Origin of the sequence: Pseudoalteromonas sp. M8 (genome assembly GCF_018141365.1) — a bacterium.
GTDB lineage: Bacteria > Pseudomonadota > Gammaproteobacteria > Enterobacterales > Alteromonadaceae > Pseudoalteromonas.
Map to the genome: position 1 here is coordinate 69,341 of NZ_CP047239.1, position 23,067 is coordinate 92,407.

General features: G+C 43.1%; 21 protein-coding genes. 13 read left to right on the forward strand and 8 right to left on the reverse strand.

Features of this window, described 5'->3' with window-relative positions; translation table 11 throughout:
- Positions 1-10 precede the first annotated feature (10 nt).
- Genes hisH through hisG form a run of 5 tightly spaced genes read right to left on the reverse strand, consistent with a single transcriptional unit; the run spans position 11 to position 4,915 of the window.
- A complete protein-coding gene (hisH, locus tag GSF13_RS00260; RefSeq protein WP_211865534.1) occupies positions 11-601 on the reverse strand; it encodes an imidazole glycerol phosphate synthase subunit HisH in 591 nt (196 codons plus the stop codon).
- Positions 598-1,659: a bifunctional histidinol-phosphatase/imidazoleglycerol-phosphate dehydratase HisB gene (gene hisB / locus GSF13_RS00265; RefSeq protein ID WP_211865536.1), complete on the reverse strand. Its 1,062-nt coding sequence runs from the start codon at positions 1,657-1,659 to the stop codon at positions 598-600. Before hisB ends, hisH begins: the two co-directional genes overlap by 4 nt.
- Positions 1,656-2,723, reverse strand: coding sequence for a histidinol-phosphate transaminase (gene hisC / locus GSF13_RS00270; RefSeq protein WP_211865538.1), 1,068 nt, complete (start codon positions 2,721-2,723; stop codon positions 1,656-1,658). Before hisC ends, hisB begins: the two co-directional genes overlap by 4 nt.
- Positions 2,716-4,011: a histidinol dehydrogenase gene (gene hisD / locus GSF13_RS00275; protein WP_211865540.1), complete on the reverse strand. Its 1,296-nt coding sequence runs from the start codon at positions 4,009-4,011 to the stop codon at positions 2,716-2,718. The genes hisC and hisD overlap by 8 nt, the downstream gene beginning before the upstream one ends.
- A gap of 4 nt (positions 4,012-4,015) precedes the next feature.
- Positions 4,016-4,915 carry an ATP phosphoribosyltransferase gene (gene hisG, locus GSF13_RS00280; RefSeq protein ID WP_211865542.1) on the reverse strand — a complete coding sequence of 300 codons (900 nt, stop codon included), beginning with the start codon at positions 4,913-4,915 and terminating at the stop codon, positions 4,016-4,018.
- A 336-nt stretch (positions 4,916-5,251) separates the two neighbouring features.
- Here hisG and GSF13_RS00285 point away from each other — a divergent pair, with 336 nt between their 5' ends.
- The 5 genes from GSF13_RS00285 (at position 5,252) to GSF13_RS00305 (ending at position 9,845) form a co-directional block, all read left to right on the forward strand.
- Positions 5,252-5,497 (forward strand): hypothetical protein, encoded by a 246-nt coding sequence (locus GSF13_RS00285; protein WP_010605471.1) that lies wholly within the window; start codon positions 5,252-5,254, stop codon positions 5,495-5,497.
- Between the two features lie 387 nt (positions 5,498-5,884).
- On the forward strand, positions 5,885-6,436 hold the full coding sequence (locus tag GSF13_RS00290; RefSeq protein ID WP_102058090.1) for an inclusion body family protein: 552 nt from the start codon (positions 5,885-5,887) through the stop codon (positions 6,434-6,436).
- Between the two features lie 553 nt (positions 6,437-6,989).
- Positions 6,990-8,828 carry an ATP-dependent DNA helicase gene (locus tag GSF13_RS00295; protein ID WP_249122673.1) on the forward strand — a complete coding sequence of 613 codons (1,839 nt, stop codon included), beginning with the start codon at positions 6,990-6,992 and terminating at the stop codon, positions 8,826-8,828.
- Positions 8,818-9,504, forward strand: a complete 687-nt coding sequence (tsaB, locus tag GSF13_RS00300; protein WP_211865546.1) for a tRNA (adenosine(37)-N6)-threonylcarbamoyltransferase complex dimerization subunit type 1 TsaB — start codon at positions 8,818-8,820, stop codon at positions 9,502-9,504. Before GSF13_RS00295 ends, tsaB begins: the two co-directional genes overlap by 11 nt.
- Before the next feature lie 44 nt (positions 9,505-9,548).
- The gene (locus GSF13_RS00305; protein WP_045988561.1) at positions 9,549-9,845 is read left to right on the forward strand and encodes a hypothetical protein; all 297 of its coding nucleotides are present in this window, start codon (positions 9,549-9,551) and stop codon (positions 9,843-9,845) included.
- Positions 9,846-10,133: 288 nt separating this feature from the next.
- Here the strand turns inward: GSF13_RS00305 and GSF13_RS00310 are convergent, their stop codons facing one another.
- Positions 10,134-11,426: an alkaline phosphatase gene (locus GSF13_RS00310; protein ID WP_211865547.1), complete on the reverse strand. Its 1,293-nt coding sequence runs from the start codon at positions 11,424-11,426 to the stop codon at positions 10,134-10,136.
- Between the two features lie 188 nt (positions 11,427-11,614).
- Between GSF13_RS00310 and GSF13_RS00315 the strand changes: the two genes are divergently transcribed.
- From GSF13_RS00315 to rnd, 3 genes are all read left to right on the forward strand, one after another.
- Positions 11,615-12,487 (forward strand): alpha/beta hydrolase, encoded by an 873-nt coding sequence (locus GSF13_RS00315; RefSeq protein WP_211865549.1) that lies wholly within the window; start codon positions 11,615-11,617, stop codon positions 12,485-12,487.
- A gap of 192 nt (positions 12,488-12,679) precedes the next feature.
- Positions 12,680-14,332, forward strand: coding sequence for a long-chain-fatty-acid--CoA ligase FadD (gene fadD / locus GSF13_RS00320; RefSeq protein ID WP_010605463.1), 1,653 nt, complete (start codon positions 12,680-12,682; stop codon positions 14,330-14,332).
- Between the two features lie 77 nt (positions 14,333-14,409).
- Positions 14,410-15,540 (forward strand): ribonuclease D, encoded by a 1,131-nt coding sequence (gene rnd, locus GSF13_RS00325; RefSeq protein ID WP_211865551.1) that lies wholly within the window; start codon positions 14,410-14,412, stop codon positions 15,538-15,540.
- 83 nt (positions 15,541-15,623) lie between these two features.
- Here rnd and GSF13_RS00330 read toward each other — a convergent pair whose 3' ends face one another.
- Entirely contained in the window at positions 15,624-18,689 is a 3,066-nt protein-coding gene (locus GSF13_RS00330; RefSeq protein ID WP_211865553.1) for an efflux RND transporter permease subunit, read from the reverse strand.
- A gap of 1 nt (position 18,690) precedes the next feature.
- Positions 18,691-19,770 (reverse strand): efflux RND transporter periplasmic adaptor subunit, encoded by a 1,080-nt coding sequence (locus tag GSF13_RS00335; RefSeq protein ID WP_010605460.1) that lies wholly within the window; start codon positions 19,768-19,770, stop codon positions 18,691-18,693.
- Positions 19,771-19,870: 100 nt separating this feature from the next.
- Between GSF13_RS00335 and GSF13_RS00340 the strand changes: the two genes are divergently transcribed.
- The 5 genes from GSF13_RS00340 (at position 19,871) to GSF13_RS00360 (ending at position 23,052) form a co-directional block, all read left to right on the forward strand.
- The gene (locus GSF13_RS00340; RefSeq protein ID WP_010605459.1) at positions 19,871-20,785 is read left to right on the forward strand and encodes a LysR family transcriptional regulator; all 915 of its coding nucleotides are present in this window, start codon (positions 19,871-19,873) and stop codon (positions 20,783-20,785) included.
- Positions 20,751-21,071 (forward strand): MGMT family protein, encoded by a 321-nt coding sequence (locus GSF13_RS00345; RefSeq protein WP_211865555.1) that lies wholly within the window; start codon positions 20,751-20,753, stop codon positions 21,069-21,071. Before GSF13_RS00340 ends, GSF13_RS00345 begins: the two co-directional genes overlap by 35 nt.
- An 80-nt stretch (positions 21,072-21,151) precedes the next feature.
- Entirely contained in the window at positions 21,152-21,724 is a 573-nt protein-coding gene (locus GSF13_RS00350; RefSeq protein WP_010605457.1) for an LON peptidase substrate-binding domain-containing protein, read from the forward strand.
- Between the two features lie 60 nt (positions 21,725-21,784).
- On the forward strand, positions 21,785-22,405 hold the full coding sequence (locus tag GSF13_RS00355) for a sigma-70 family RNA polymerase sigma factor (protein WP_039495233.1): 621 nt from the start codon (positions 21,785-21,787) through the stop codon (positions 22,403-22,405).
- Positions 22,402-23,052: a ChrR family anti-sigma-E factor gene (locus tag GSF13_RS00360; RefSeq protein ID WP_010605455.1), complete on the forward strand. Its 651-nt coding sequence runs from the start codon at positions 22,402-22,404 to the stop codon at positions 23,050-23,052. The genes GSF13_RS00355 and GSF13_RS00360 overlap by 4 nt, the downstream gene beginning before the upstream one ends.
- The last annotated feature ends 15 nt before the right edge of the window (positions 23,053-23,067 follow it).

Here is a 23,067-nt window from a genome sequence, read left to right on the forward strand (position 1 = left end):
GTTCGTCCTTTTATAGCTGCCAATTAATAAAGTTTTGTAAAAGCTGCGCACCAACCTTGCCGCTGCGCTCAGGGTGAAATTGCATGCCGGCATAATTGTCGTTTGCGACAATCGCAGAGAACGCTTGACCGTACTCACCCGAAACCAGTGTCGATTGATTGATGGTATGCGCAAAACTGTGTACAAAGTACACTTGGTCTTGTTCACTGAGTCCTGTAGTGAGCGCATGAGGCTTCACCACACGGAGATTATTCCAGCCCATATGTGGTGTAGTTAACTCATTAGTCTCTAATAACTCAACCTTACCCGGAATGCGACCTAAGCACGGAATATCCCCTTCTTCAGTCGATTGACAAAGCAGCTGCATCCCTAAACAAATCCCCATCAAAGGCCGTTGATAGTCAGCTACTGCGTCTGCCCAGCCTTGCTCATTTAAGCGCTTCATTGCCACATTAGCGTGGCCGACGCCGGGTAAAATGGCTCGCTCGAAGCGGGCTAGCTTCTCCGGTGCAGTGATCACTTCAGGCGTAACACCAAAGCGCTCAAATGCAAAACGCACTGAGTTAATATTGGCACAACCGGTATTAATAATTGCAATCATAAACACCCCTTAGAACTTGCCATTTGCTGTGACGCGTCTGTTGCAATAGCCATACGAATAGCACGAGAAAATGCTTTGAATAAACCCTCAACTTGGTGGTGGGCATTACCTTCGCTTACGCTCAAAATTAAACTCACTGCCGCATTATCCGCGAAGGATTTAAAGAAATGCTCAACCATTTGTACATCCAAGTCGCCCACTTTATCTCTTGTAAAGTCAGCGTTAAGTACAAAAGACGCGCGTCCAGATAAATCCAATTGACATTCTGCTTTACATTCGTCCATAGGCAGCGCAAAGCCATAACGTGCGATTTGTGATTTTGTGCCAAGCGCGGTCTTAAAAGCCTGACCAAGGGCAATACCGATGTCTTCTACGAGGTGGTGCTCGTCTATATGTAAGTCACCTTTCGCCTGAATATTCAGGCCAAGGTTAGCGTGAGTTCTGATCTGATCTAGCATGTGGTCGAAAAAACCAAGCCCTGTTGAAATCTCTCCATTTGCTTGTTGATCCAGATTTATCGCTACCGAAATCTGCGTTTCTTTGGTATTTCTGGCAATTTGTGCACTTCGATTTAAAGTGGTTAACTGCGTCACAATAGCAGGCCAGTTATCTTCGTAAAGAATACCTTCAATGCAGAGGTTTTCTGCAAGCTGAATATCGGTTTGCCTATCGCCAATAACAAATGATTTGCTAAGGTTCACTTTACCTGAACGCATCAGTTCAGTGAGTAATCCTGTTTTAGGCTTGCGACATTGGCAGTTGTCTTCGTCAAAGTGAGGACAGATCAGTACTTCTTCAAAACGGATCCCTTGGCTTGTTAAGATTTGCATCATTTTATCTTGAGGCGCATCAAAATCAGCTTTAGGGAAGCTATCTGTACCGAGACCATCTTGATTAGATACCATCACTAGCTTGTAACCAAACGACTGCAGTTGTAATAACGCTGGGATCACATTGGGTAATAGTGCCAATTTCTCTAGACTATCCACTTGCTTATCGGTTATTGGCTCTTCGATAATAGTGCCATCGCGGTCGATGAATAAATAGGGGGCGCTCATGATACTTCCTCAGTCACTTGGCATTGTTTCAGCCAGTTTTCTACTTGTTTTAATTCCTGCTCGTTGCCGATAGAGATCCGCAACCAGTTGTCCTCGCCAAACAGCACAAATGGCCGCATGATTAACCCCTGGCGCATCGCTTGCTCCACAAACTGTTTGTCGGTTAGCTGTAAAGTAACAAAGTTGCCTTCGCCGCATAACATTGCGCTTACGAACTCGCTGTCTTGTAGCCATTGTATAAGCTTCTTTTTTGCTAGGTTCAAAATAGAGACTTGCCGGCGCATCTGCGTTATCGCATCTGACGTTAACGCTGTTGCTGCTATTTGTGCCACGACTGTAGAAACAGGGTAGGGCGCAATCACTTTTCTCACCGGTGCCAATAGTGCTTCACTCGCTAACATAAAGCCAACGCGAAGTCCTGCCAGTGCAAACGCTTTAGATAACGTACGCAGCACAACAACGTTTGAGAATTCTTTGATAAGCTCGACACAGGTTTGTTCTTCACAAAACTCAATATAAGCTTCATCAACGACCACGATTGCACGGCCTTTAAGCTTATCAGCAAGTGCAGCGACTTTGCTGGCAGGTTGTATTGCGCCAGTTGGGTTATTTGGATTACACACAAATACCAATTTAGCGTGACCAATTGCACTGATGAGTGAACCCACATCGTCATCGGCAAGCTGATCTTGGCTTAATTCATTAATAGCGATGTTGTGGGTGTCTGCCGTAACTTTGTACATACCATAAGTAGGGGTAAAGATTGCAATGCTATCTTTGGCCGGTTCACAATATGTGCGTACTAATAACTCAATGCCTTCATCGGCACCACGCGTCATCAGTACATTTGTTTGATCGACCTTAGCGTAGCCTGCATAGGCATCAATTACCGCTTGAGGTTGCGGATCTGGATAACGGTTTAAGTTATCAAAGCACATTTCAAGCACACGAGCGTATGGACTTTCATTGGCATTGAGCCACGTGGTGCCGGTCAACTTTGCACTCTTTGCAGAGCTGTAAGCCTTAAGCTTTTCAATGTTATTTGGTAGCGCAATATTAGTCATTATTATTCTCCAGCCTCACTTTCACGGCGTTCGCATGTGCATCTAGGCCCTCAGCTTGTGCCAAAGGTAAAATGGCAGAGCGCAAACCACGAAGGCCTTCTTTTGTGATGGTTTGTACTGTGTAAGCCTTATAGAAATCCATCAGATTTAAACTTGAGTAGGTTTTTGAATAACCATAGGTTGGCAATACATGGTTGGTGCCAGACGCATAATCACCCGCTGATTCTGGCGTATAGTCACCAACAAACACTGAGCCTGCGTTTTTTACTAGCGGCAGGAAACGCTCTGCATCTCTTATCTGTAAGATTAGGTGTTCTGGCCCATACTCTGCTGAGATCTCAAATGCTTGCTCTATGCTCTCAACTAAAATCAGCGTGCTGTTTTTAAGCGCAGCTCTGGCAATATCAGCGCGACTAAGCTTGCTTAGTTGACGCTCGATTGCAGCTTCAGTTTCTTCGATAAGTTGACTGTCAGACGCCAATAATATGACTTGCGAGTCTTCCCCATGCTCCGCTTGAGAAAGTAGATCGGCGGCGATAAATTCTGGATTAGCGCCCTTATCTGCAATCACTAACACCTCTGAAGGGCCAGCCGGCATATCAATCGCAAGTCCCGGCACTGACTGAGAAAGCAGCTGTTTTGCCATTGTGACAAAGCTATTGCCTGGACCAAAAATTTTGTTCACTTGTGGTACGCTGTTAGTACCTAGCGCCATGGCAGCAATTGCACCTGCACCACCACATTCAATCACATCGGTAACGCCACACAGTTTAGCCGCATACAAAATCGCAGGATGTATTTGGCTATCGCCTTTAACCGGCGTCGCCAACACGATTGTTTTTGCACCACTTAGCTGCGCACACACGCCTTGCATCAAGACAGAAGAAGGCAGTGGCGCGCTACCACCTGGCACATATAAACCCACGGCTTCTATCGCTTGATATCTGAGCTCGCAGGTCACACCAGGCTGAGTCTCAATTTTCTTGCTTTGTGGTAACTGCAACTGGTGAAACTTCTTAATGTTGCTATACGCTTGGTCAATAGCACTTTTAAGTTCAGGTGTTAACGCAAATTCGCTTTCAATAAGCTCTGATCCCGTTACCCGTATTCTTGGATTAATACGTGTGTCGAACTGCTCGGCATAACCAAGTAATGCGTTGTCGCCGTTGCGAGCGACGTTATCAATTATCTTTTCAACTGCTGCTTTTACCTTATCGCCCACTTTGACCGCAGGACGGCTCAAGCATTCGCAGCGTTGCTCGCTGGTGGCTTGCTGCCAATCAAACATGCTGTTACTCCATCATCTTTTCAATTGGCATGACGAGAATAGAGTTAGCACCGAGCGCCTTTAACTCTTCCATTGTCTCCCAAAATAGGGTTTCTGAGCTGACCATGTGAAGTGCAACGTATTCATCGCTGCCAGCAAGTGCAAGTAAAGTTGGTTGTCCTGTACCTGGAAGTAATGCACATACTTCATCTAGCTTATTCTTTGGTGCATGCATCATGATGTACTTACTTTCTTTTGCTTGTTTCACCCCTTTAAGGCGTGGCATTAACTTATCGATCAGCGCGAGCTTACTTTGGTCAGTCAATGCTGCATTTTGAATGAGGCAAGCATTAGATTCTAAGATGGTATCGCCTTGCATAAGGCCATTAGCCTCAAGCGTTGCACCGGTTGATACTAAGTCACAAATGGCGTCAGCAAGGCCTGCTCGAGGTGCTACTTCTACCGAGCCCGTTAACATGACCACGCTAGCATCGATGTTCTCACGCTTTAGATATTGCTTTAAAATCTCAGGGTAGGTGGTTGCGATGCGTTTGCCGTTAAACCACACCTTTTCTTGTTGACCTAGCTCTTGTGGCCACGCCAGCGCTAAACGGCAAAAGCCAAAGTCCAGTTTTGAAAGTTTAGTGACTTCAGCAAACTGCTCGTTGCGAACACGCTCAGCTTGAACTTCTTCTAACACGTTTTCGCCGACAATGCCTAAATCACAAACGCCGTCCATTACAAGGCCGGGAATATCGTCATCACGTACTCTAAGTACATCAATAGGCATGTTGGTAGAGTGGGCGATCAAACGCTGTTCACGTAGGTTTAGTTTTACACCAAGTTGTTTGAGTAGGGCTTGACAATCCTTTGAAAGACGGCCTGATTTTTGGATTGCGATTCTTAAACGGTTGCTGTTGCTCATTATTTATTTCCTAATTCTTTAAACGAAAAACCCCGAGGCGGAACCTCGGGGCGAAATAAACTTTGACTATACTTTTTGCTTCGCCGGAGGTTCCTTTAAGGAATAACCCACCAGCGAAATACCTGACAGGTTATCCCGTATGATGATGGTGATGATGAATTGCTGTCAGTGTCATTAGCATGATGTTACCTTTGTAATATATCTGCTGTTCAAAATGTTCATTTATAGATAAACATAATTTTGTTCTACTTGGCAATCATTTTTTAACGCAAATTAAAGAATAGCTTATAACAGCCGATAATAAGTAAGATCAACAATAGGTTAGTGGAGAAATATATGGATGCGTTTAAACCGTTTTTAGGCCCAATCGTACGGCTAGATGTAACTCATAAGTCTGCATTTCATGTAGCTGGTGTGCAGCACTATAAGATTGAAAAAGTTAAGAAAGATTTAAAAACCGAGATCGAACTTAAACGCCAAGCTGCTGAGCATGAAAAAATTAAAGAAAGCGAAGATGAAGAGGATGAGGAGGAAAAATCTCACGAAGAACATAAAGGTGAGAATCTAGATACATGGGCGTGATCGTAAAATGTTTTGTTGCGTCTGTTAGTTTAAACTCACTTCACCTCGGTGCCAATACATTTCCAGAACTGGTAAAGATATTTTTCGTCTTCGCAATACGTAGACCAGAAAAACTGCCGCCTTTCAAAAAGTTAGTAACCGCTACCCCCAACCATATTAAAAAATAAGATATTTTGTTTATAAAGGTGTAATGCCGTGTAATTCAAATCTAGCATTTTCACGCCTATGTTTATAAACGAAATGGTGGCTAGGATAAAAATTCTAGGCCGTAAATCCATTTTAAGTTAAGTGAAAGAAAGTGATTCGATGATATGGTGAATGTGCAGGACGCCACAAGAGAGGGATCACTAATTTCTTGTAAATTTCATCCGATAGGAGAGGAATGTCATGTCAACATTAGAAGCATCTTCAGAAAGCATTAATGTGCTCATTGTCATTGATACAGAGTACGTGAAAGCGCATTACCCCCACCCAAGCCAAGACCAAAATAATCCCACACCTATAGATCATAACAGTGAATTTATGATTGCTTCAGATCCCAGAGGCATTGTTAGTGGACAAGGTACTGCGGTACTAAACTTTAGAGCAAACGCTGGGGACAATGTTTCCTTTAGCGGCACGTCGATTTACGGCAACGCCGATGATGCAGTGATTATCTACGGGATCAAACAATTTGGTGGTACTCAGGTATTTAACACGTTTGTGACTAACAGCGTAAATCGCACTGAAGCAGCAGTTCCAAATGTTAATTCCGGCAACAATAATGGTTTACCAGCGGCGCATGTAAGCACAAACTTTATGACGCTGGATTCTAAGGTGCGAAACTCAGGCACTGAAAACTTTCAAGTTCAGTTTGCGTTATATACGCTTAGTTCTGATGGTCAAAGCCAGTCGCTTTTAGGATATTATCAATGGGATCCAACCATCACTGTTAGCTGAGCAAAGTAACTGTTGACCAAAATAGACTTATTTTGTACATATTTAAGCCGTGTAGCTATACCGCACGGCTTTTCCCTCAATCTTTATGCTCAACAAATTTCACTAGGGCCAGTAGCCACCACGTCAAGCCAAAGCTAATTTAACCTGACCGTTCACCATTTTACACTGGAGAAATAACATGCCGTATAAATCAGTAAAGGACCTTATAGCTTGATTCGTTGTAGGTCTGTCTGTGCTCGCGTTAGCCCCTGTGTTTTCCTGATAGTATAGCTGTTTTAGCATTTTATTTAAGCACTGCGCTTCTCCTCATTTGCTTGTTTACCATTTCTTCAGCTAATCACCGCAACTTTTAATTGAAGGCAATCATTGTTGGTGTCGGTATGCTGGTTTTGAATGATTACTTGCGATTTGGTGCTTAGCCACATACAATTTCGCGACCTGTCTGTTTGTAAACTTAAACTACATTACTTTGGCTGTATCTACGACTTTCTCTTCTACGGGGCCTTTAGCCCAGCACTTCCCAGGCTATCAACCAAGGCAGCCCCAAATTGATATGGCTATTGCGGTAGAAGAAACCATACAAAATGGTGGACAATGCATCGCCGAAGCAGGAACAGGGACTGGTAAAACGTTTGCTTATCTCATTCCTGCCTTTCAGTCTAAAGGTAAAGTCATCGTCTCAACCGGCTCTAAGGCCTTGCAAGAGCAATTATTCCATCGTGACGTGCCAACCCTAAAAAAGGTGCTTGGCAGTGGGAAAAAAGTCACTTTGCTAAAGGGTAGGGCCAATTACCTTTGCCCTTATCGTTTATCACAGCATTTGAGCCATGTGCCAACCGACGACCCAGATGTTATGCACCAACTTGCCATGGTTGCAAAGTTCGCTTCTGAAACACACAGTGGAGACTTAGCCGACTGTGTGGGTATCGAAGAAGACGCAAAGGTATTGCCCTACGTTACCTCAACTGCAGACAACTGTTTAGGGAAAGAGTGCCCAGACTACGAAGACTGTTATATCCGAAAGGCAAGATTAAAGGCAGTCGATGCCGATGTTGTGGTGATCAACCATCATTTATTTTTTGCCGATATGGCCGTAAAAGATTTAGGCTTTGCGGAGCTAATGCCAACCGCGGATAGCTATATCTTCGATGAAGCACATCAATTACCAGAAATAGCCAGTGACTACTTTGGTGAGACTATCAGCACTAAAGCTTTGCAGGCGCTTATTAACGATCTAAGGGTGATCTACCGTTCTGATATTCCAGATATGTTGCAACTTGGCAAAACACTCAATAAATTGGAAACCAGTGTCGCCGATTTGCGTTTGGTATTTGGTGGCGATGGTGCCCGTGGTGATTGGCGTGAGGCGCTGGCGAATAAACCAATTTGCGATGCCATGCATCGAGTGATAGCTAACTTAGACTTTCTCTATAAAGTGCTCAAACTTTGTCTGGATAGAAGTGAAAAAATAGAACACCCATTTGAAAAGGTCATGACCTTTAAAAATCAGTTTGAACGTGCCTTTGATACCAGTCAAACTGGATTTAGTTACTGGTTCGAAACCACAAGGCGCTTTTTATCTATTCATATCACGCCGCTTGATGTATCAAGTAAGTTTGCACAAATTGTCAAAACCACTGAGGCAAGCTTTGTATTTACCTCCGCTACCTTATCCGTTGATAATTCCCTTGAGCACTTTAGTCGTAGCTTAGGACTCAAACCGACCTCACAATTTATTGTTGATAGCCCATTTAACTATAAGCAGCAAGCCTTGCTTTGCCTGCCACGCTATTTGCCAGAAAGCCGTGACGACTTAATGCCACATGCGCTGGTAAAGCTTGCAAAACAGGTGATTGAAGCTGCAAAAGGGCGTACATTTTTACTCTTTACCAGTTATCGCGCGATGCATTTAGTCTACGAAGGGCTGAATACGGCACTGCAATATCCCATTTTTATGCAGGGTCAAGCATCGAAACGGATAATTTTAGAGCAATTTATTCGGCACGGTAACGCCGTACTACTTGGTACGGCCTCCTTTTGGGAGGGGGTGGATGTGAGAGGTAACACGTTGAGTTGTGTTGTCATTGATAAACTACCATTTGCTTCACCAGATGACCCTTTGTTGCAAGCGCGCATGCGAGACGCTGAAATGCGTGGATTAGAACCCTTTGATGCAATACAACTCCCCCAAGCTGTTATCGCGTTGAAACAAGGGGTTGGACGGCTAATTCGTGATGCTAACGATAAAGGTGTACTGATTATTTGCGATAATCGCTTAGTTACGAGAAAATACGGCCAGACGTTTTTAAGTAGTTTGCCCGATATGTCTCGCACGAGAGACTTAAACAAGGCAATCCGATTTTTAGAGAATATTGATAAAAATGAAAAATAACCTGTTGGCCATAGACGCCTCCACCGAAGCACTCAGTATTGCATTGCACTATGAAGGCAAGTTTATTCGCCACTTCGAGGTTTGCCCACAGCAGCATAGCCAAAAGATACTTCCCTTAGTTGAACGTATTTTACGCGAAGCCGATATCACGCTTAGTGAGCTTGATGGCATTGTGTTTGGACGTGGGCCGGGCAGTTTTACTGGGGTTAGAATAAGTACAGCGGTTGCGCAAGGCTTAGCTTATTCTTCAGGTCTTAAGTTGGTTGGCGTTTCAACTTTGCAAGCGATGGCGCAACAGGCATACATGGAAGCAGGCAAGTCCAGCGTAGTGTCGGCAATAGATGCACGTATGGGTGAGATCTACTTATGCCAATACAACGGCGAAACTCGTGGTGTTATTCAACCAAGCACCGAAGAAACAGTTATTAAACCTGAAAATATCGACTTTACATCAACTGGCGCGGCCGGTGTTGGTACAGGATGGCAAGCGTTTTCAGAGCTTGCCACACAGCTTGAATGCGAAATCATTGACAATATCACGTTACCGGATGCTTATTACATGCTGTTTATAGCCGACGATAGTTTCACACAAGGCTTATCTGTGGATGCAGCTGACGCCCAGCCGCAATATGTAAGGGATACTGTGACGTGGAAAAAGTTGCCAGGTCGCAAATAAAGGCGTATTTTTATACAAGCACTTCGTATTTATTGAGCTAAACCGTGAAACTAAATTCAATCATTCAACAAGCAGGTACGTATCAAGTAAAGCCACAGCCTAAAAAGGCGGTGAGCCCTGCTATTGAAGAAATGAGTACGGCTAAGCTCAATACCGCTCAGATCAAAACCAGTGAAAAGGGCATTGCGTTGGTGGAGCAGTTCCAATCGCAGCAACGTTCGACTATCTACGACCGCCCTAACTTTCGTACTGGACAAGCAATTAGTGAATACAAAGCAATTGCAACGGAAGCAAGACGAGATGAGATCAAAGGTATGATTGGCGTTTCTGTTTACGCGTAATACCAATTCGCTTAATTAAGTGGCTTATTTTTAGGCGAGAAAATCTTGTCGATAACACCGCTACCGCGTCCTGCTATCGCTAAGGTACCTGCATCCATGTAGGCAAGACGAAAATTTTGCTATTTAGTTGTTCTAAATGAGAAATTTTTAACGCCGTTAGCGTCAGATTTGCTCCTTCAAATTGAGCAAGTATTAAAGCTAATTGGTATATTATCTCTTTCAAGATTCGATAACAAAGAAGGTCAGCAAATGCTGACCTTCTTTGTTTGAAATAATAGGTGAAGATTTTTACTTTTTAATAAATCCAATCAGTTTATCAGCAATTGCGGTATTGTTTTGCGAGCCGATAAACGCTTCTTTACCTTTACCATGGGCAAACACTTGTACATCGATAGCGGTGTGACCACCCGTTGTCCAACCGGTGAAAGATGCATCACTAATTGCCTCTTTAACGACAACACTAAGTGCCTTCGGACCTTGTGATAGTGCTTCTTTTACTTTTAGCTCAGTCGCACTGTCATACTCAAGACCTGTGAGTTCTTGCCATGTTGCTTTAACGTCTTTTGTCTTTACGAGTGCTTTTGCTATCTCGCCCGCTGAACCTTTCACTTTAGCTACCACATCACGCTCCCAGCGATACTGACCATTCGCACCAAGCGTTAATCCACCGGTAGAGTGATCTGCTGTGATCACCAAGATAGTGTCTGGGTTGTTATCAACAAAAGCCTTTGCCAGCTTAATTGACTCTGCAAAGTCGTCCATTTCATGCATAGCACAAGCGATATCATTAGCATGTCCACACCAGTCAATCTGACTACCTTCAATCATTAAGAAGAAGCCTTTCTCATTCTGGTTTTCCAATAATGATAATGCCGTTTTAGTCATTTTAGTTAGGCGCTGCGGCTCTTCATCAATTGCGAATGGCAGACCTACTTCTGCGAACAGACCCATCGCAGGAATTTTATTTAGCGTATCAAGCTTAGATAAAGCATCGACGTATTGATAACCTGCGTCTTTAAATTCGTTAACTAGGTTTCTATCTTCACGAATGAAGTATTTAGTGCCACCACCAAGCATAAGATCTACAGGTAATTTTCCTGCGATTTTATTGTCTATGTAATCATTGGCAATGTCGTCATAGTTACGACGTGATTCATTATGAGACGCGAAACTTGCAGGTGTTGCGTGGTTGATTTGCGATGTTGCAACAAGCGCGGTTGTTTTACCTTTTCTTTTCGCCACTTCAAGCATCGTTTCCAAATGGTCTTTATGGGTATCTACCGCAATTGCGCCATTATAGCTTTTCGTTCCTGTACTTAAGGCGGTTGCGCCCGCAGCACTGTCTGTTACAACCGTGTCGTCGTCTGGGTAAGTATGCGCCATACCTACCAAAATAGAGTCAAAAACCGTTGGGTCAACCACTTTCGTTGAAGGGTCATCTTTAAAATAACGGTAGCCCGTAGTGTAAGCCGGCCCCATGCCGTCGCCAATCATATAAATAATGTTTTTTGGAGCAGCCAATGTCGGAGCCGCAAATACTAATCCAACAAATGAGGCCAAAAGGCTAGTTTTGAAATTCATTGTTATTCCCGTGTACTTATTGTGGTAGAGGTATGTGATTCTCTACTATTTGATCGATTTAAAACACATTCATAATAGAATGGATGTTCGATAAAAATATTTTCAACAAATCAAAGTAGTAAGTTCAAATATGTCACGGTAAGATGATAAATCAATGATGGTACAATGAACACTAAAAGAATTCGTCGATGTCTCTATATGCGATAAAAGAACAAAAAATCGGGCCATTCTCCTACCAAAGCTGGGGAGAGGGAAAGCAAACCGTTATCTACCTTCATGGTTGGCAAGACAACAGCAACAGTTTTGTACCGTTTGCGCCATTTTGCAATACACAGTACACACATATCGCACTTGACTTAGCAGGTCATGGACACTCAGATTGGAAAAGTGCCGACGCCTTTTATTACTTTATCGATTATGTCTATGACTTAAAGTGCTTTTTAGATTTAGCACAGATCAAAACGTGCCATATTGTTGGCCATTCTATGGGGGCGATGATAGCTAACTTGTTTGCAAGCTGCTATCCAACACGCTGTTTATCTTTGGTATTAATCGAGGGAATAGGAATTGTGAGTACCTCAGAGAGTGATACCAAAACCCAGCTCATTAATGCGTTTAATTCCCGAGATAAATTAAAACAATCTGAACCACGGGTTTATCCTGATATAAATACACTTGCGCAACTGCGTAGTAAAATCAGTGATGTTTCTGTAGAAATAGCAGCGCTGCTTGTGACAAGAAATACCCAGCCGCATAGTGAAGGCCTGCAACTTACATTAGACCCTAGGCTAAAGCACCACTCTGGATTTAGGTATTCCATCTCTCAGGCAAAATCTGCGCTCAATGGGATTTCCATTCCAACCTTATTGGTATTAGCGGAACAAGGCTATGACATGATTGTCAGACAATATAATCAATTTAAGGGCTGTTTCGACTCACTCAAGCTTGAGAAAATACCTGGCGGCCACCATTGCCATATGGAAAACCCGGAAATTTGCTATAAGCTAATTGAAGCACACCAAAACCGCGACAAAACATCGTTCACAACTGAAGGAGCGTAAAGAATAAACTAATCATGGAAAGAAAAGTTCACAAAGAGCGCTAAAGCCTACGTTTCAACAGCATCTAGATTGTAAATCCTCAGATATTGTGGGAATATGGCGTTTTTAGAGTATTTGCTCAATTGTTAAAGTGCCTTACATCGTTTATGGTTTAGGGTGAATATAAAAATAACGAGAACACAGGAGCTAAGAGTGGAAAAAATCTGGCTTAAGCGCTACCCAGAAGGTATGCCTGAAACTATCGACCCAGAGCATTACAACTCATTGCTTGAATTATTTGAAAAAAGTTTTGCAGATTATGCTCAGTATCCAGCCTACACCAATATGGGTAAGACACTGACTTATCAGCAAGTTGATGAAAAGACCAAAGCAGTTGCTAGTTATATACAAAATGAATTGAAACTTGGCCGTGGCGATAAAGTTGCTGTCATGATGCCAAACTTGTTGCAAACCCCAGTTACTATTTTAGGTGTACTACGTGCTGGTTGTACCGTTGTAAACGTCAATCCGCTTTACACCGTGCGCGAATTAGAGCATCAGCTAAATGACTCCGAGTCAAAAGCTATCTTTATTCTTGCAAACTTTGCCCATACACTGGAGCAAGCCTTACCAAAAACCAGTGTGAAGCATGTAGTGCTGACAGAAATTGGTGACATGTTAGGTGGCTTCAAAAAGCATCTGGTGAACTTTGTTGTTAAGCACTTCAAAAAAATGGTGCCTGACTTTAGCCTGCCAAATACCATTCCTTTCAAACAAGTAATTGCAGCAGATCCTGCAAAATACAGTAAACCAGACGTGACGCTAAGTGACCTTGCCTTCTTGCAATACACTGGCGGTACAACTGGCGTATCTAAAGGCGCGATGCTTACTCATGGCAACATGGTAGCAAACCTTGAGCAAGTTTCTGGCTGTTTAGATACAGTATTAGTTAAAGGAAAAGAAGTCGTTATCACGGCGCTACCGCTATACCATATCTTTGCATTAACAGCGAACTGTTTGACCTTTATGAAGTACGGTGGTCACAATATCTTGATCACCAACCCGCGTGACATGCCTGCGTTTGTAAAAGAGCTGGCAAAGGTGCCATTTACCGCTATCACTGGTGTTAACACGTTATTTAATGGCCTGTTAAACACACCAGGGTTTGCCGACCTCGACTTTTCAACTCTGAAAATGTCTTTAGGTGGTGGTATGGCTGTACAACGCCCTGTCGCTGAGCGCTGGCAGAAGGTGACAAAGTCGAAGCTGATGGAAGGTTATGGCCTTACAGAATGTGCGCCGCTAGTTACTATCTGCCCACACGATCTTGAAGCCTACAACGGGTCTATTGGCTTACCTGCACCAAGCACTGACATCAAAATTGTTGATGACAATGGCAATGAAACACCTAAGGGTGAGCCCGGTGAGCTGTGTGTTAAAGGACCGCAGGTGATGGCTGGTTACTACAACCGTCCAGACGCAACCGCCGAATGTTTAAAAGACGGCTGGTTTGCAACGGGTGATATCGCCACTTATGATGATGACGGTTTCTTCTACATCGTTGATCGTAAAAAAGACATGATCTTAGTGTCTGGCTTTAACGTTTTCCCTAATGAAATCGAAGAAGTCGTTGCCATGCACGAAGGCGTGTTAGAAGTTGCAGCGGTTGGCGTGCCACATGAGGTTAGTGGTGAGCAAGTTAAAGTTTTTATTGTTAAAAAAGACCCATCTTTAACAGAAAAAGATATAATTGCACATTGCCGAGATAATCTAACGAACTATAAAGTACCAAAGCTAGTTGAGTTTAGAGATGAACTGCCAAAGACTAACGTTGGTAAAATACTGCGTAGAGCGTTAAAAGAATAACAAATAAAGCCGGCACTAGCCGGCTTTTTTATAACTAGCGTGATATGGCTAGTTATGTAAATTGCATGGGAGTAACAGTGCAGTATCAAGTTATTGAAAGCCAAACAGCACTAGATGAATTTGTCTTGTCTATTTCGAAAGCCAAAGTGCTCGCCGTCGACACCGAATTCATGCGTCGCCGCACCCTATACCCAGAAATTGCCCTGTTACAGATCTTTGATGGTAACCACCTTGCCCTTATCGATCCACTAGCCGATATGGATTTTAGTAGGCTGTGGACATTATTTTCAGATACTAATGTTTTAAAAGTACTTCATTCTCCATCAGAAGATATCGAAGTATTTCTAAAGTTTGCAGGTTTTATCCCATCACCAATATTCGATACCCAGTTTGCTTTACAGTTGTTAGGTGAGGGTAGTTGTATTGGTTTTGCTAATATGGTGAAGCAACTTAGAGACGTAGACATTGACAAAAGTGAATCCAGAACAGATTGGTTACGCCGCCCTTTAACTCAAAGCCAATTAGATTACGCCGCCTGCGATGTATATCATTTACTGCCATGTTTTGAGACTATTCAAGCGCGAGTAAATGAAAAGCAGCTATTTAACATAGTGCTTCAAGAGAGTGAGTTGCTCGCCCAAAAGAGAAGCTTCCGTCAACCAGATGAAGTACTTTATCTCGATGTCAAGAACGTGTGGCAACTTAAGCCTAGAGATCTTGCTACTCTAAAAGAACTTGCGGCGTGGCGCAGAGCCAAGGCAGAGAAAAAGAACTTAGCGCTAAATTTTGTGCTTAAAGAACATAACATGGTCGAAATCGCCAAACGTCGTCCAAGCTCACTGGGCAGTTTACGTAATGTTCCAGGTGTTGAGCCAATGGAAGTTAATCGCTCTGGTAAAGAAATTCTCGCCTGTATAGAAAAAGCAAAAGAAGTAAGTGAACAAGATTGTCCACAACGCGTGAGAAGACTTATCGACTTCAAAGGTTACAAAGCAGCGTGCAAGGATATCAAACAGGTTATCGCCGAAGTCGCCAAAACTAACGATATTCCTGTTGATGTGTTTGCTTCGAAAAAACAAATCAATCAGGTGATCAGCTGGTCGTGGAAAAAGTCACCGGAAGAAAAGCAATTGCTGATGAAACCCGATCTTGCGTTAGGCTGGAGGGCTGAGCTTGTTGCAGATAAGTTAGACAGTTGGTGGCTGTAGCACTCCTGTCGATTTAAAGGTGAAAGATAAACAGCGAAAGCGATAATAACATCCACCTTCCGAAGAAGGTGGATGTCGCTCAACTAGTCTTTTGGTTGTTCGATACCAAAGTACACGCAATGTAACACAGGTAATACAATCAACGTCAGTATGGTCGCAAAACCAAGACCGAACATAATGGTGACCGCCATGGACTGGAAGAACACGTCAAATAATAGCGGGATCATACCCAGTATGGTTGTGATAGCAGCCATAGACACCGGCCTTACACGACTCACACCAGAATCAAATACCGCTTGGTAAGGGGACTTACCAGAGTCTATTTCGATATTTATTTGATCCATCAGTACAATACCATTTTTAATCAACATGCCGGATAAACTTAGCAAGCCTAGCAGCGCCATAAAGCTAAATGGTGCTTGTAGTAAAACAAGGCCTGCCGTTACCCCAATAATAGCAAGCGGCACGGTTGACCAGATCACTAATGGCTTTTTCACCGAGTTAAAGAGCAATACAGTGATCATAAACATCGCTAAATAACCGATTGGTAATGAGCCAAAAATGGCTTTCTTCGCTTTGCTTGACGACTCATACTCGCCGCCCCATTGCATCTCGTACCCTTGGGGTAGCTCAATGGCTTCGATATCCGCCTTCACTCTTGCAAATAACTTAGCTGGGGTTTCATCACCTATCACGTCGTGATCAGCCATTACCGTGATGGTACGTTTACGGTCGCGGCGCATGATCAGGCTATCTTCCCAAGTGACACTAAAATCATCCACGATTTGTGAAACTGGTACGTAGACGCTAAGGACAGGGCTGAATATTTGTAAGTCACCAAGATTTTCAACATTGAGCCTCTCTTCCTCAGGAGAGCGCGCAATGATAGGCAACAGTTGTGTACCATCTCGATATAACCCTACCTTGTTACCTGACACCGAAGTCAGTAGCAACTGATCTAAGTCTGATTTACTGATCCCCAATCGACGCGCCTTCAATTCATTAAACTGTGGGCGCACCAGTTTGGTTCTTTGTCGCCAGTTGTCACGAATATTAAACGCTTTATCGTCTTGGCTGATAATACCTTTGGCTTCTTCAGCTAGTTGGCGTAACACAACAGGGTCTGGTCCCGAGAACCTAGCCTCGATTTTTGCATCAGTTGAAGGACCAATTTCCATACGCTTTATTTTGAGACGTCCGTCTAGCTCATTTTCAAGCTCATAATCGCGAAGCTTGGCAATCATAGCCACTACTGCTTCTCGGTCTTTTACACGTACAATTAACTGACCATAAGCGTCGTATTGTTTTTCAGGCGAATAGGTCAACATAAAACGAGGCGCACCTTGCCCAATCGTTGCAGTTACTTCATTAACCATCGGATCGGCCAGTAAAAAGGATTCAATTTTCTCAACATTCTGCGCCGTGCTACGTATATCGGCACCTTGATAATGCCAGTAATCCACATAGAACATCGGTGTATTTGAAGCTGGGAAGAAAGACTGCTTAACCGATTTAAAGCCAACAACTGCAGCGACTAATAGCAGTACCATAGAAATAATAGTAATAGCACGATTTTTAAGGCAGAAGGTCAGCATGGATTTATACACGGTGAAGATCACACCTTTATAAGGGTCGTCTTCTTCGCTAGTATCTGATGACTTTTCTTTAGGCCCTTTAAACATCATATTGGCAAAAAATGGCGTCAGTGTAATAGCCGTTACCCAACTTAGCAGTAGTGAAATTAACAACACCCAAAATAGCGAGCCTGCAAACTCACCACTGGCGTCGGAGCTTAAGCCAATCGGTGCGAATGCGGTGATCCCGATAACGGTTGCGCCAAGAAGTGGCCATTTTGTCTGTTCAACAATGTTCACAGCAGCTTTTACTTTAGATTGACCCCGTTTAATATTAATCAAAATGCCTTCAGTCACTACAATGGCATTATCGACTAGCATCCCCAGTGCAATGATCAAAGCACCTAATGAAATACGTTGTAAATCAATGGCGAATATCTTCATAAAGATAAAGGTACCCAGCACGGTAATAAGCAAAATACCGCCGATTAAAATACCACTCTTTACACCCATAAAAATAAGCAAAACGATAATTACAATGGCAACGGCCTCTAAAAGGCTAACGATGAAACCATCAACCGAGGTTTCTACTTCTGTTGGTTGATTGTAAACCGTGTTGATCGTAATACCGTAAGGGCGCTGATATTCTAATTGCTGTAAGTGATGTTCGATTTCTTTACCCACCTCAACAACATTTACACCAGAAGTAAAAGAAACCCCAACCAGCAGTGCACGCTTTTGATCAAAACGTGTAATATGATTCGGCACTTCCGCATATTCGCGTGTCACTTTTGCCACGTCACCCAAATAAATAAGCTCTTTGGCACCGGGCTTTGAGATCAGTAATCCCTCTAGCTCAGCAACGTCTGTAAACTCACCAGTAGGGTGCAGGCGAATAGACTCATCTCCAACTCGTATTTTACCCGCATTAGATACTGTATTTTGAGCTTGTAGCAACGAGAAAATGTAACTAGGCGCAATGCCAAGTTGTGACAGTTTTTGTGTTGATATTTCGACGATCACTTGTGCTTGCTGCTCACCCGCAACAGTGACTTTACTCACACCTTCGACTAGCACTAATTCGCGCTTTAAAAAGTCAACGTAGTCTTTTAGCTCATCATACGAATAGCCTTCACCGGTGATCGCGTAAAGTTCACCGTAAACATCAGCAAAATCGTCGATAACGCTTGGCGTCATAACACCTGGCGGTAGCTTCGGCGAGAGATCATTTACTTTACGGCGCAGCTCATCCCAGATCTGTTGTAAGTCTTTCTTACGGTACTTACTCTTCATCTCAACAGTGATCTGCGACTTACCGGGAGAAGAAATTGAAGTAACATAATCAACATACGGCAGAGATTGAATCGCATTTTCAATCGGGAAGGTGACTTCCTCTTCCACTTGTTGTGGCGATGCACCAGGATACATGGTCACGACCATGGCTTTTTTTAGTGTGAATTCAGGATCTTCTAGCTGGCCTAGGCCCAAATAGGATACCGCCCCAGCAATAAGCAGGAGCAAGGCAAACATCCAACTGATAACCTTATTCTCAATTGACCACTTGGCTAAACTCATATTACAGACCTCTTTCTTTAGTCCAAGGTCTCACTTTTGCGCCTTCTTGCAAGTAATGCACGCCCGCAGCAACAATTTCTTCACCAGGTTCAAGACCCGACATTACCTCAATACCGGTATGATTAAGTTGGCCAACGGTGACTTCGCGTTTTGTTACCGTCTGATTATCACTTTGATATACCCATACGTAACTATTCCCCTCTGTGCCTTGCTTTTTATCTGAGAATACTGCTTGGTTAGGTACGATGATTGCTGTATTTTCACGGTTCGTAATTTTGCTTGGGTCGACGTAAACATGGCCTGTCATACCTGCGAACAAATTAAAGTCCTCAGGGATTGGAAGACTAAATACGACTTTGTAGGTTAAGGTTGCAGGGTCTGCCTGCGTATCCCATTCCTTAATCGTAAGCGGGTAAGACTTACTTGGGTAGCCATCAAAAACAACGGTCGGTTTGTAATCCGAATCTTTATCAACACGTGCAACGATGCGCTCAGGAACTTGAATAACCACATCCATCATATCGCGTGTTTCAAGGCGAAGGATATTTTGCTTTGCTACCACGTTTTCGTAATTTTTGACAAATACCTTAGCAACCGTGCCGCTAAATGGTGCTCTTAACTCACTATATTCAAGGTTTGTTTTAGCAATTTTAAATGCAGATTCCGCAACTTGCTTGTCTGCGTTTGCTTTATCAAACTCAGCTTTAGTCGCTATGCCTTTTTCAAATAACGGCTCAATTCTCGATAACTGCGATTTAGCGAGTTCAAATTGGGCTTTACGTTGTTCATATTGCAGATTGAAATCTTCAGGATCAAGCTTGGCTAGCAATTGCCCCTTTTGTACGTCTTGGCCTGCGAGAACTGGAAACTCGATAAGTTCGCCATTCACACGAAAGGCAAGATAGGAGCCTTGATTTGCCACCACTTCAGCAGGGAAACTGCGAAGCGTGCTGCTATTGGGGTCCGAAACAGTGTGAATTTTAACTGGTCGGTTAGGGGCTTCTGTTGGGGCTTGTTCTGCTTGCTCTTGGCAACCCACTAATAAGGTAGCCAGCACAATTCCAGAAAACACTCTTAACATATTGTTCTCCATGACAACGTCAATTTTAATGCGTGCAGAATAATGGAATTACATATAAAATAAAAATTATAAAACATTCTATACTGCATAAGATTTATTTATGAAGATTTCGGACTTAGCAGCGTTTTGCACCGTTGTTGAAGCGCCTAGCCTTACCGAAGCAGCAAATAAGCTTCATAAGACACAGCCTGCGGTCTCTCAATCAATTAAAAGATTAGAACAATCTTTGGGATTTGCCCTTTTTGAGCGTGAGAAATATCGCAATGTGTTAACAGAGCAAGGTCGTCGGTTTTATTTTGAAGCCGAAAAATTACTTAATCATCATAGAGATTTGTCATTACTCGCGACTGAATTCGCGGCGGGTAATGAACCAAGCTTTAACATCTGTTACGAACCGATCGTATATCAAAACCAGATTGATCAAGTATTAGGCAATGCCTTCATTAAGTTTCCCGCAACTGAAATGAACATCTCAAGTGGTAAACGTTTTTTTGCGCTTGAGCAAGTCACACAGGGGATTGCAAACCTTGGCATTGGCCCTTGGTTTGACCTTTTTCATTCAACTGGCGATTTAGAATCAATGCCGATTGGACACGTAAAATTAGGCTTAGTCTCATTAACAGGCTATATGCCACCAGAGCTGAGCTTTTCGGAGCTTGCGCAATACCCATCTCTTGCAATGAAAGAAAGTAAATTCAAGTTTGATAGTGAGCGCTTGGCATACAGAAATAGTAACAATGTCATGAAACTCGATGACGCACTGGCAATAAAAAGATATTTATTACAAGGAATGGGCTATGCCTTAATCGGCCTTGACCTTTGTAGAGAAGAATTAGAGTCTGGTGTTTTGCAACAAGTGAGAGTGTTTGATAGAAAAGACGAGTTTGAAGCTGAAATCCACGCGTATCGTTTGCATATTTCCCACCATGGGCCAGTAGCAAGATATTTTTGGGATAAATTAAAAGAGTTAAATATTCAATATGAAAAGCAGCAATCCTCAGCAAGAACTCGCTGAAAAAGTCTTCACCGTAATTGGTGGTATCCCGTTTGGGAAGGTAGCCTCCTATGGGCAAATAGCGAGATTAGCTGGTTATCCAAAACATGCCCGAAAGGTTGGTCAATTGCTGAAAAACCTACCACAAGGTTCAACGTTACCTTGGTACAGAGTAGTAAATAGCCAACAACGTATTTCATTTCCTCAAGACAGTAGTAAATTTCAAGAGCAAAAATCGCGCTTGCAAGCTGAGGGCGTCACATTCTCAAATAGTAACGTGATAGCTAAACACTGTGTTTGGGAATAGTTATAAATTTAGCGTTAACTGATCCAGATAAATAGGGCCGTCGTAATTATCGTTAGTTTTTGTATATTTGAACGGGAATTATGAAACTCGCTTTATTTCCATTGCCAATATTCTTGCTTCCAGGCGGGTTCACCCGCTTGCGGATCTTTGAGCAGCGCTATCTATATATGGTAAAAGAAGCCGCGAAAACAGAGCAAGGTTTTGTGTTATGCCCATACCTCGCGGATACGCCGAACAATGTGTCAAAAGAAGGCGTGCACGTTAAAATTGTTGACTTTTCACAAGATGATGATGGTCAGCTGCTCATTGATGTTGAGGCACTATCGCGCGTCGCGATCAGTAATGTGGAAGTAGACTCACAATCTTTACGTTATGGCGATTGTGACATTATTGATGGGCCGCCATGGCAATGTAGTGAAGAAGCATTTAGTCTAGTTGACGAAACCCTTGCTCATAAACTTCAGAGCGTTTTTATCGCCAACCCAATCCTTGATGATTTGTACCGCGACAAGCATTTTACTCAACCTCTTTGGGTTGCTTATCGTTGGCTAGAAATCTTACCCATCTCGATGACCCAAAAACTAAAAATAAAACAAGCACAAACATTTGAACAGGTGGCAGAGTTCTTACATACTGTATTAGATGAAAAATAGTGATCCATGCCAAGTTTTACAGCGTATTACAGCTTATAATTATAAATTGGAAGGTGAGCTATGTTAGGCCAACAGCAATCTATTGATTGCAACGTTCAGTCAGGAACTCGCAAAGCAGTGCAAGAAACTCCCTCTCAAGCGTTATCGGACGCTTTAGTTAAGGTTGCAGAAAAACGAGATCGCAAAGCTTTTGCCTTCTTGTTTGAGTACTTTGCGCCAAAAATCAGGCGCTTTGGTGTGAAACAATTTGGTAATGACGCCCAAGCGATGGAGCTCGTACAAGACACGATGACGTCAGTGTGGCGTAAAGCCCACCTCTATCATCATGATAAAGGCGCAGCCACAACGTGGATCTATACCGTAATGCGTAACGCGTCATTCGATGCACTGCGTAAAATGAAGAGTAATAAAGAAGAACACATCAGCGAAGACATCTGGCCGATAATCCAAGATTCGCAGGCTGACGACGACGGTTTTCAAGATCACTTGCAAACGGCGCAAATTCAAAAATACATCAATAAGTTGCCGCCAGCACAACGAGACATAGTCAAAGGCGTGTACTTTCAAGAAATGTCTCAAGAACAATTGGCAGAGCATCTTAATATACCTGTCGGGACAGTTAAGTCACGTTTACGGCTTGCTTTACAAAAACTTCGCGCAGAAATGGGAGATCAAGCATGATAAAGCATCACCCTAATGATTCATTATTAAGCCAATTTGTTGAAGGTAATTTGCCTGCAAGTATCAGTGTCGCAATTGCAGCACATGTCGAAATGTGTCCATGTTGTCAGAAAAAGACTCAACAGCTTGAAGCGCAAGAAGCGAATATTCAGCTTGGAGGAGGCAGCGACTCTTCACTAAGCAGCGATTTCGAGGCGATGATGCAAGCGATAACACTGGATGACGAAATAGACGAAGTTAAAGAATATATCCAACCCTCATTTAACTATCAGGGCAGGGATGTTCAGTTACCTCGGGCTATTGCGAATATTGACCGCACCAAGTTTTCAGGTGTAGGCAAAATCGCTCGCTCTCGGTTATTGCTAGAAGACGGCGACTTACGCTCAAGTCTTTTACAAATTGGTGCGGAAGGCGAAATTCCAGAGCACACCCACACGGGCTTTGAGATAACCTTGTTGCTTGACGGCGATTTTGCAGATGAGGCTGGTGAATACGTACCGGGCGACTTTATTTGGCAAGACGGCAAACATAATCATTCTCCGCGCACAAAAGAAGGCTGCCTGTGCTTTACCGTGGTAAGCAGTGCACTACACTTTAATAAAGGCTTAAGTAAGCTGTTAAACCCAATTGGTAAGTTGATTTATTAAAGGAATAGTTGCGAA

Excerpts from the sequence above, each read along its gene's own strand:
- hisH (WP_211865534.1), bottom strand. The coding sequence starts at position 601 with ATGATTGCAATTATTAATACCGGTTGTGCCAATATTAACTCAGTGCGT.
- hisB (WP_211865536.1), bottom strand. The coding sequence starts at position 1,659 with ATGAGCGCCCCCTATTTATTCATCGACCGCGATGGCACTATTATCGAA.
- hisC (WP_211865538.1), bottom strand. The coding sequence starts at position 2,723 with ATGACTAATATTGCGCTACCAAATAACATTGAAAAGCTTAAGGCTTAC.
- hisD (WP_211865540.1), bottom strand. The coding sequence starts at position 4,011 with ATGTTTGATTGGCAGCAAGCCACCAGCGAGCAACGCTGCGAATGCTTG.
- hisG (WP_211865542.1), bottom strand. The coding sequence starts at position 4,915 with ATGAGCAACAGCAACCGTTTAAGAATCGCAATCCAAAAATCAGGCCGT.
- GSF13_RS00285 (WP_010605471.1), top strand. The coding sequence starts at position 5,252 with ATGGATGCGTTTAAACCGTTTTTAGGCCCAATCGTACGGCTAGATGTA.
- GSF13_RS00290 (WP_102058090.1), top strand. The coding sequence starts at position 5,885 with ATGTCAACATTAGAAGCATCTTCAGAAAGCATTAATGTGCTCATTGTC.
- GSF13_RS00295 (WP_249122673.1), top strand. The coding sequence starts at position 6,990 with ATGGCTATTGCGGTAGAAGAAACCATACAAAATGGTGGACAATGCATC.
- tsaB (WP_211865546.1), top strand. The coding sequence starts at position 8,818 with ATGAAAAATAACCTGTTGGCCATAGACGCCTCCACCGAAGCACTCAGT.
- GSF13_RS00310 (WP_211865547.1), bottom strand. The coding sequence starts at position 11,426 with ATGAATTTCAAAACTAGCCTTTTGGCCTCATTTGTTGGATTAGTATTT.
- GSF13_RS00315 (WP_211865549.1), top strand. The coding sequence starts at position 11,615 with ATGTCTCTATATGCGATAAAAGAACAAAAAATCGGGCCATTCTCCTAC.
- GSF13_RS00330 (WP_211865553.1), bottom strand. The coding sequence starts at position 18,689 with ATGAGTTTAGCCAAGTGGTCAATTGAGAATAAGGTTATCAGTTGGATG.
- GSF13_RS00335 (WP_010605460.1), bottom strand. The coding sequence starts at position 19,770 with ATGTTAAGAGTGTTTTCTGGAATTGTGCTGGCTACCTTATTAGTGGGT.
- GSF13_RS00340 (WP_010605459.1), top strand. The coding sequence starts at position 19,871 with ATGAAGATTTCGGACTTAGCAGCGTTTTGCACCGTTGTTGAAGCGCCT.
- GSF13_RS00345 (WP_211865555.1), top strand. The coding sequence starts at position 20,751 with ATGAAAAGCAGCAATCCTCAGCAAGAACTCGCTGAAAAAGTCTTCACC.
- GSF13_RS00350 (WP_010605457.1), top strand. The coding sequence starts at position 21,152 with ATGAAACTCGCTTTATTTCCATTGCCAATATTCTTGCTTCCAGGCGGG.
- GSF13_RS00355 (WP_039495233.1), top strand. The coding sequence starts at position 21,785 with ATGTTAGGCCAACAGCAATCTATTGATTGCAACGTTCAGTCAGGAACT.
- GSF13_RS00360 (WP_010605455.1), top strand. The coding sequence starts at position 22,402 with ATGATAAAGCATCACCCTAATGATTCATTATTAAGCCAATTTGTTGAA.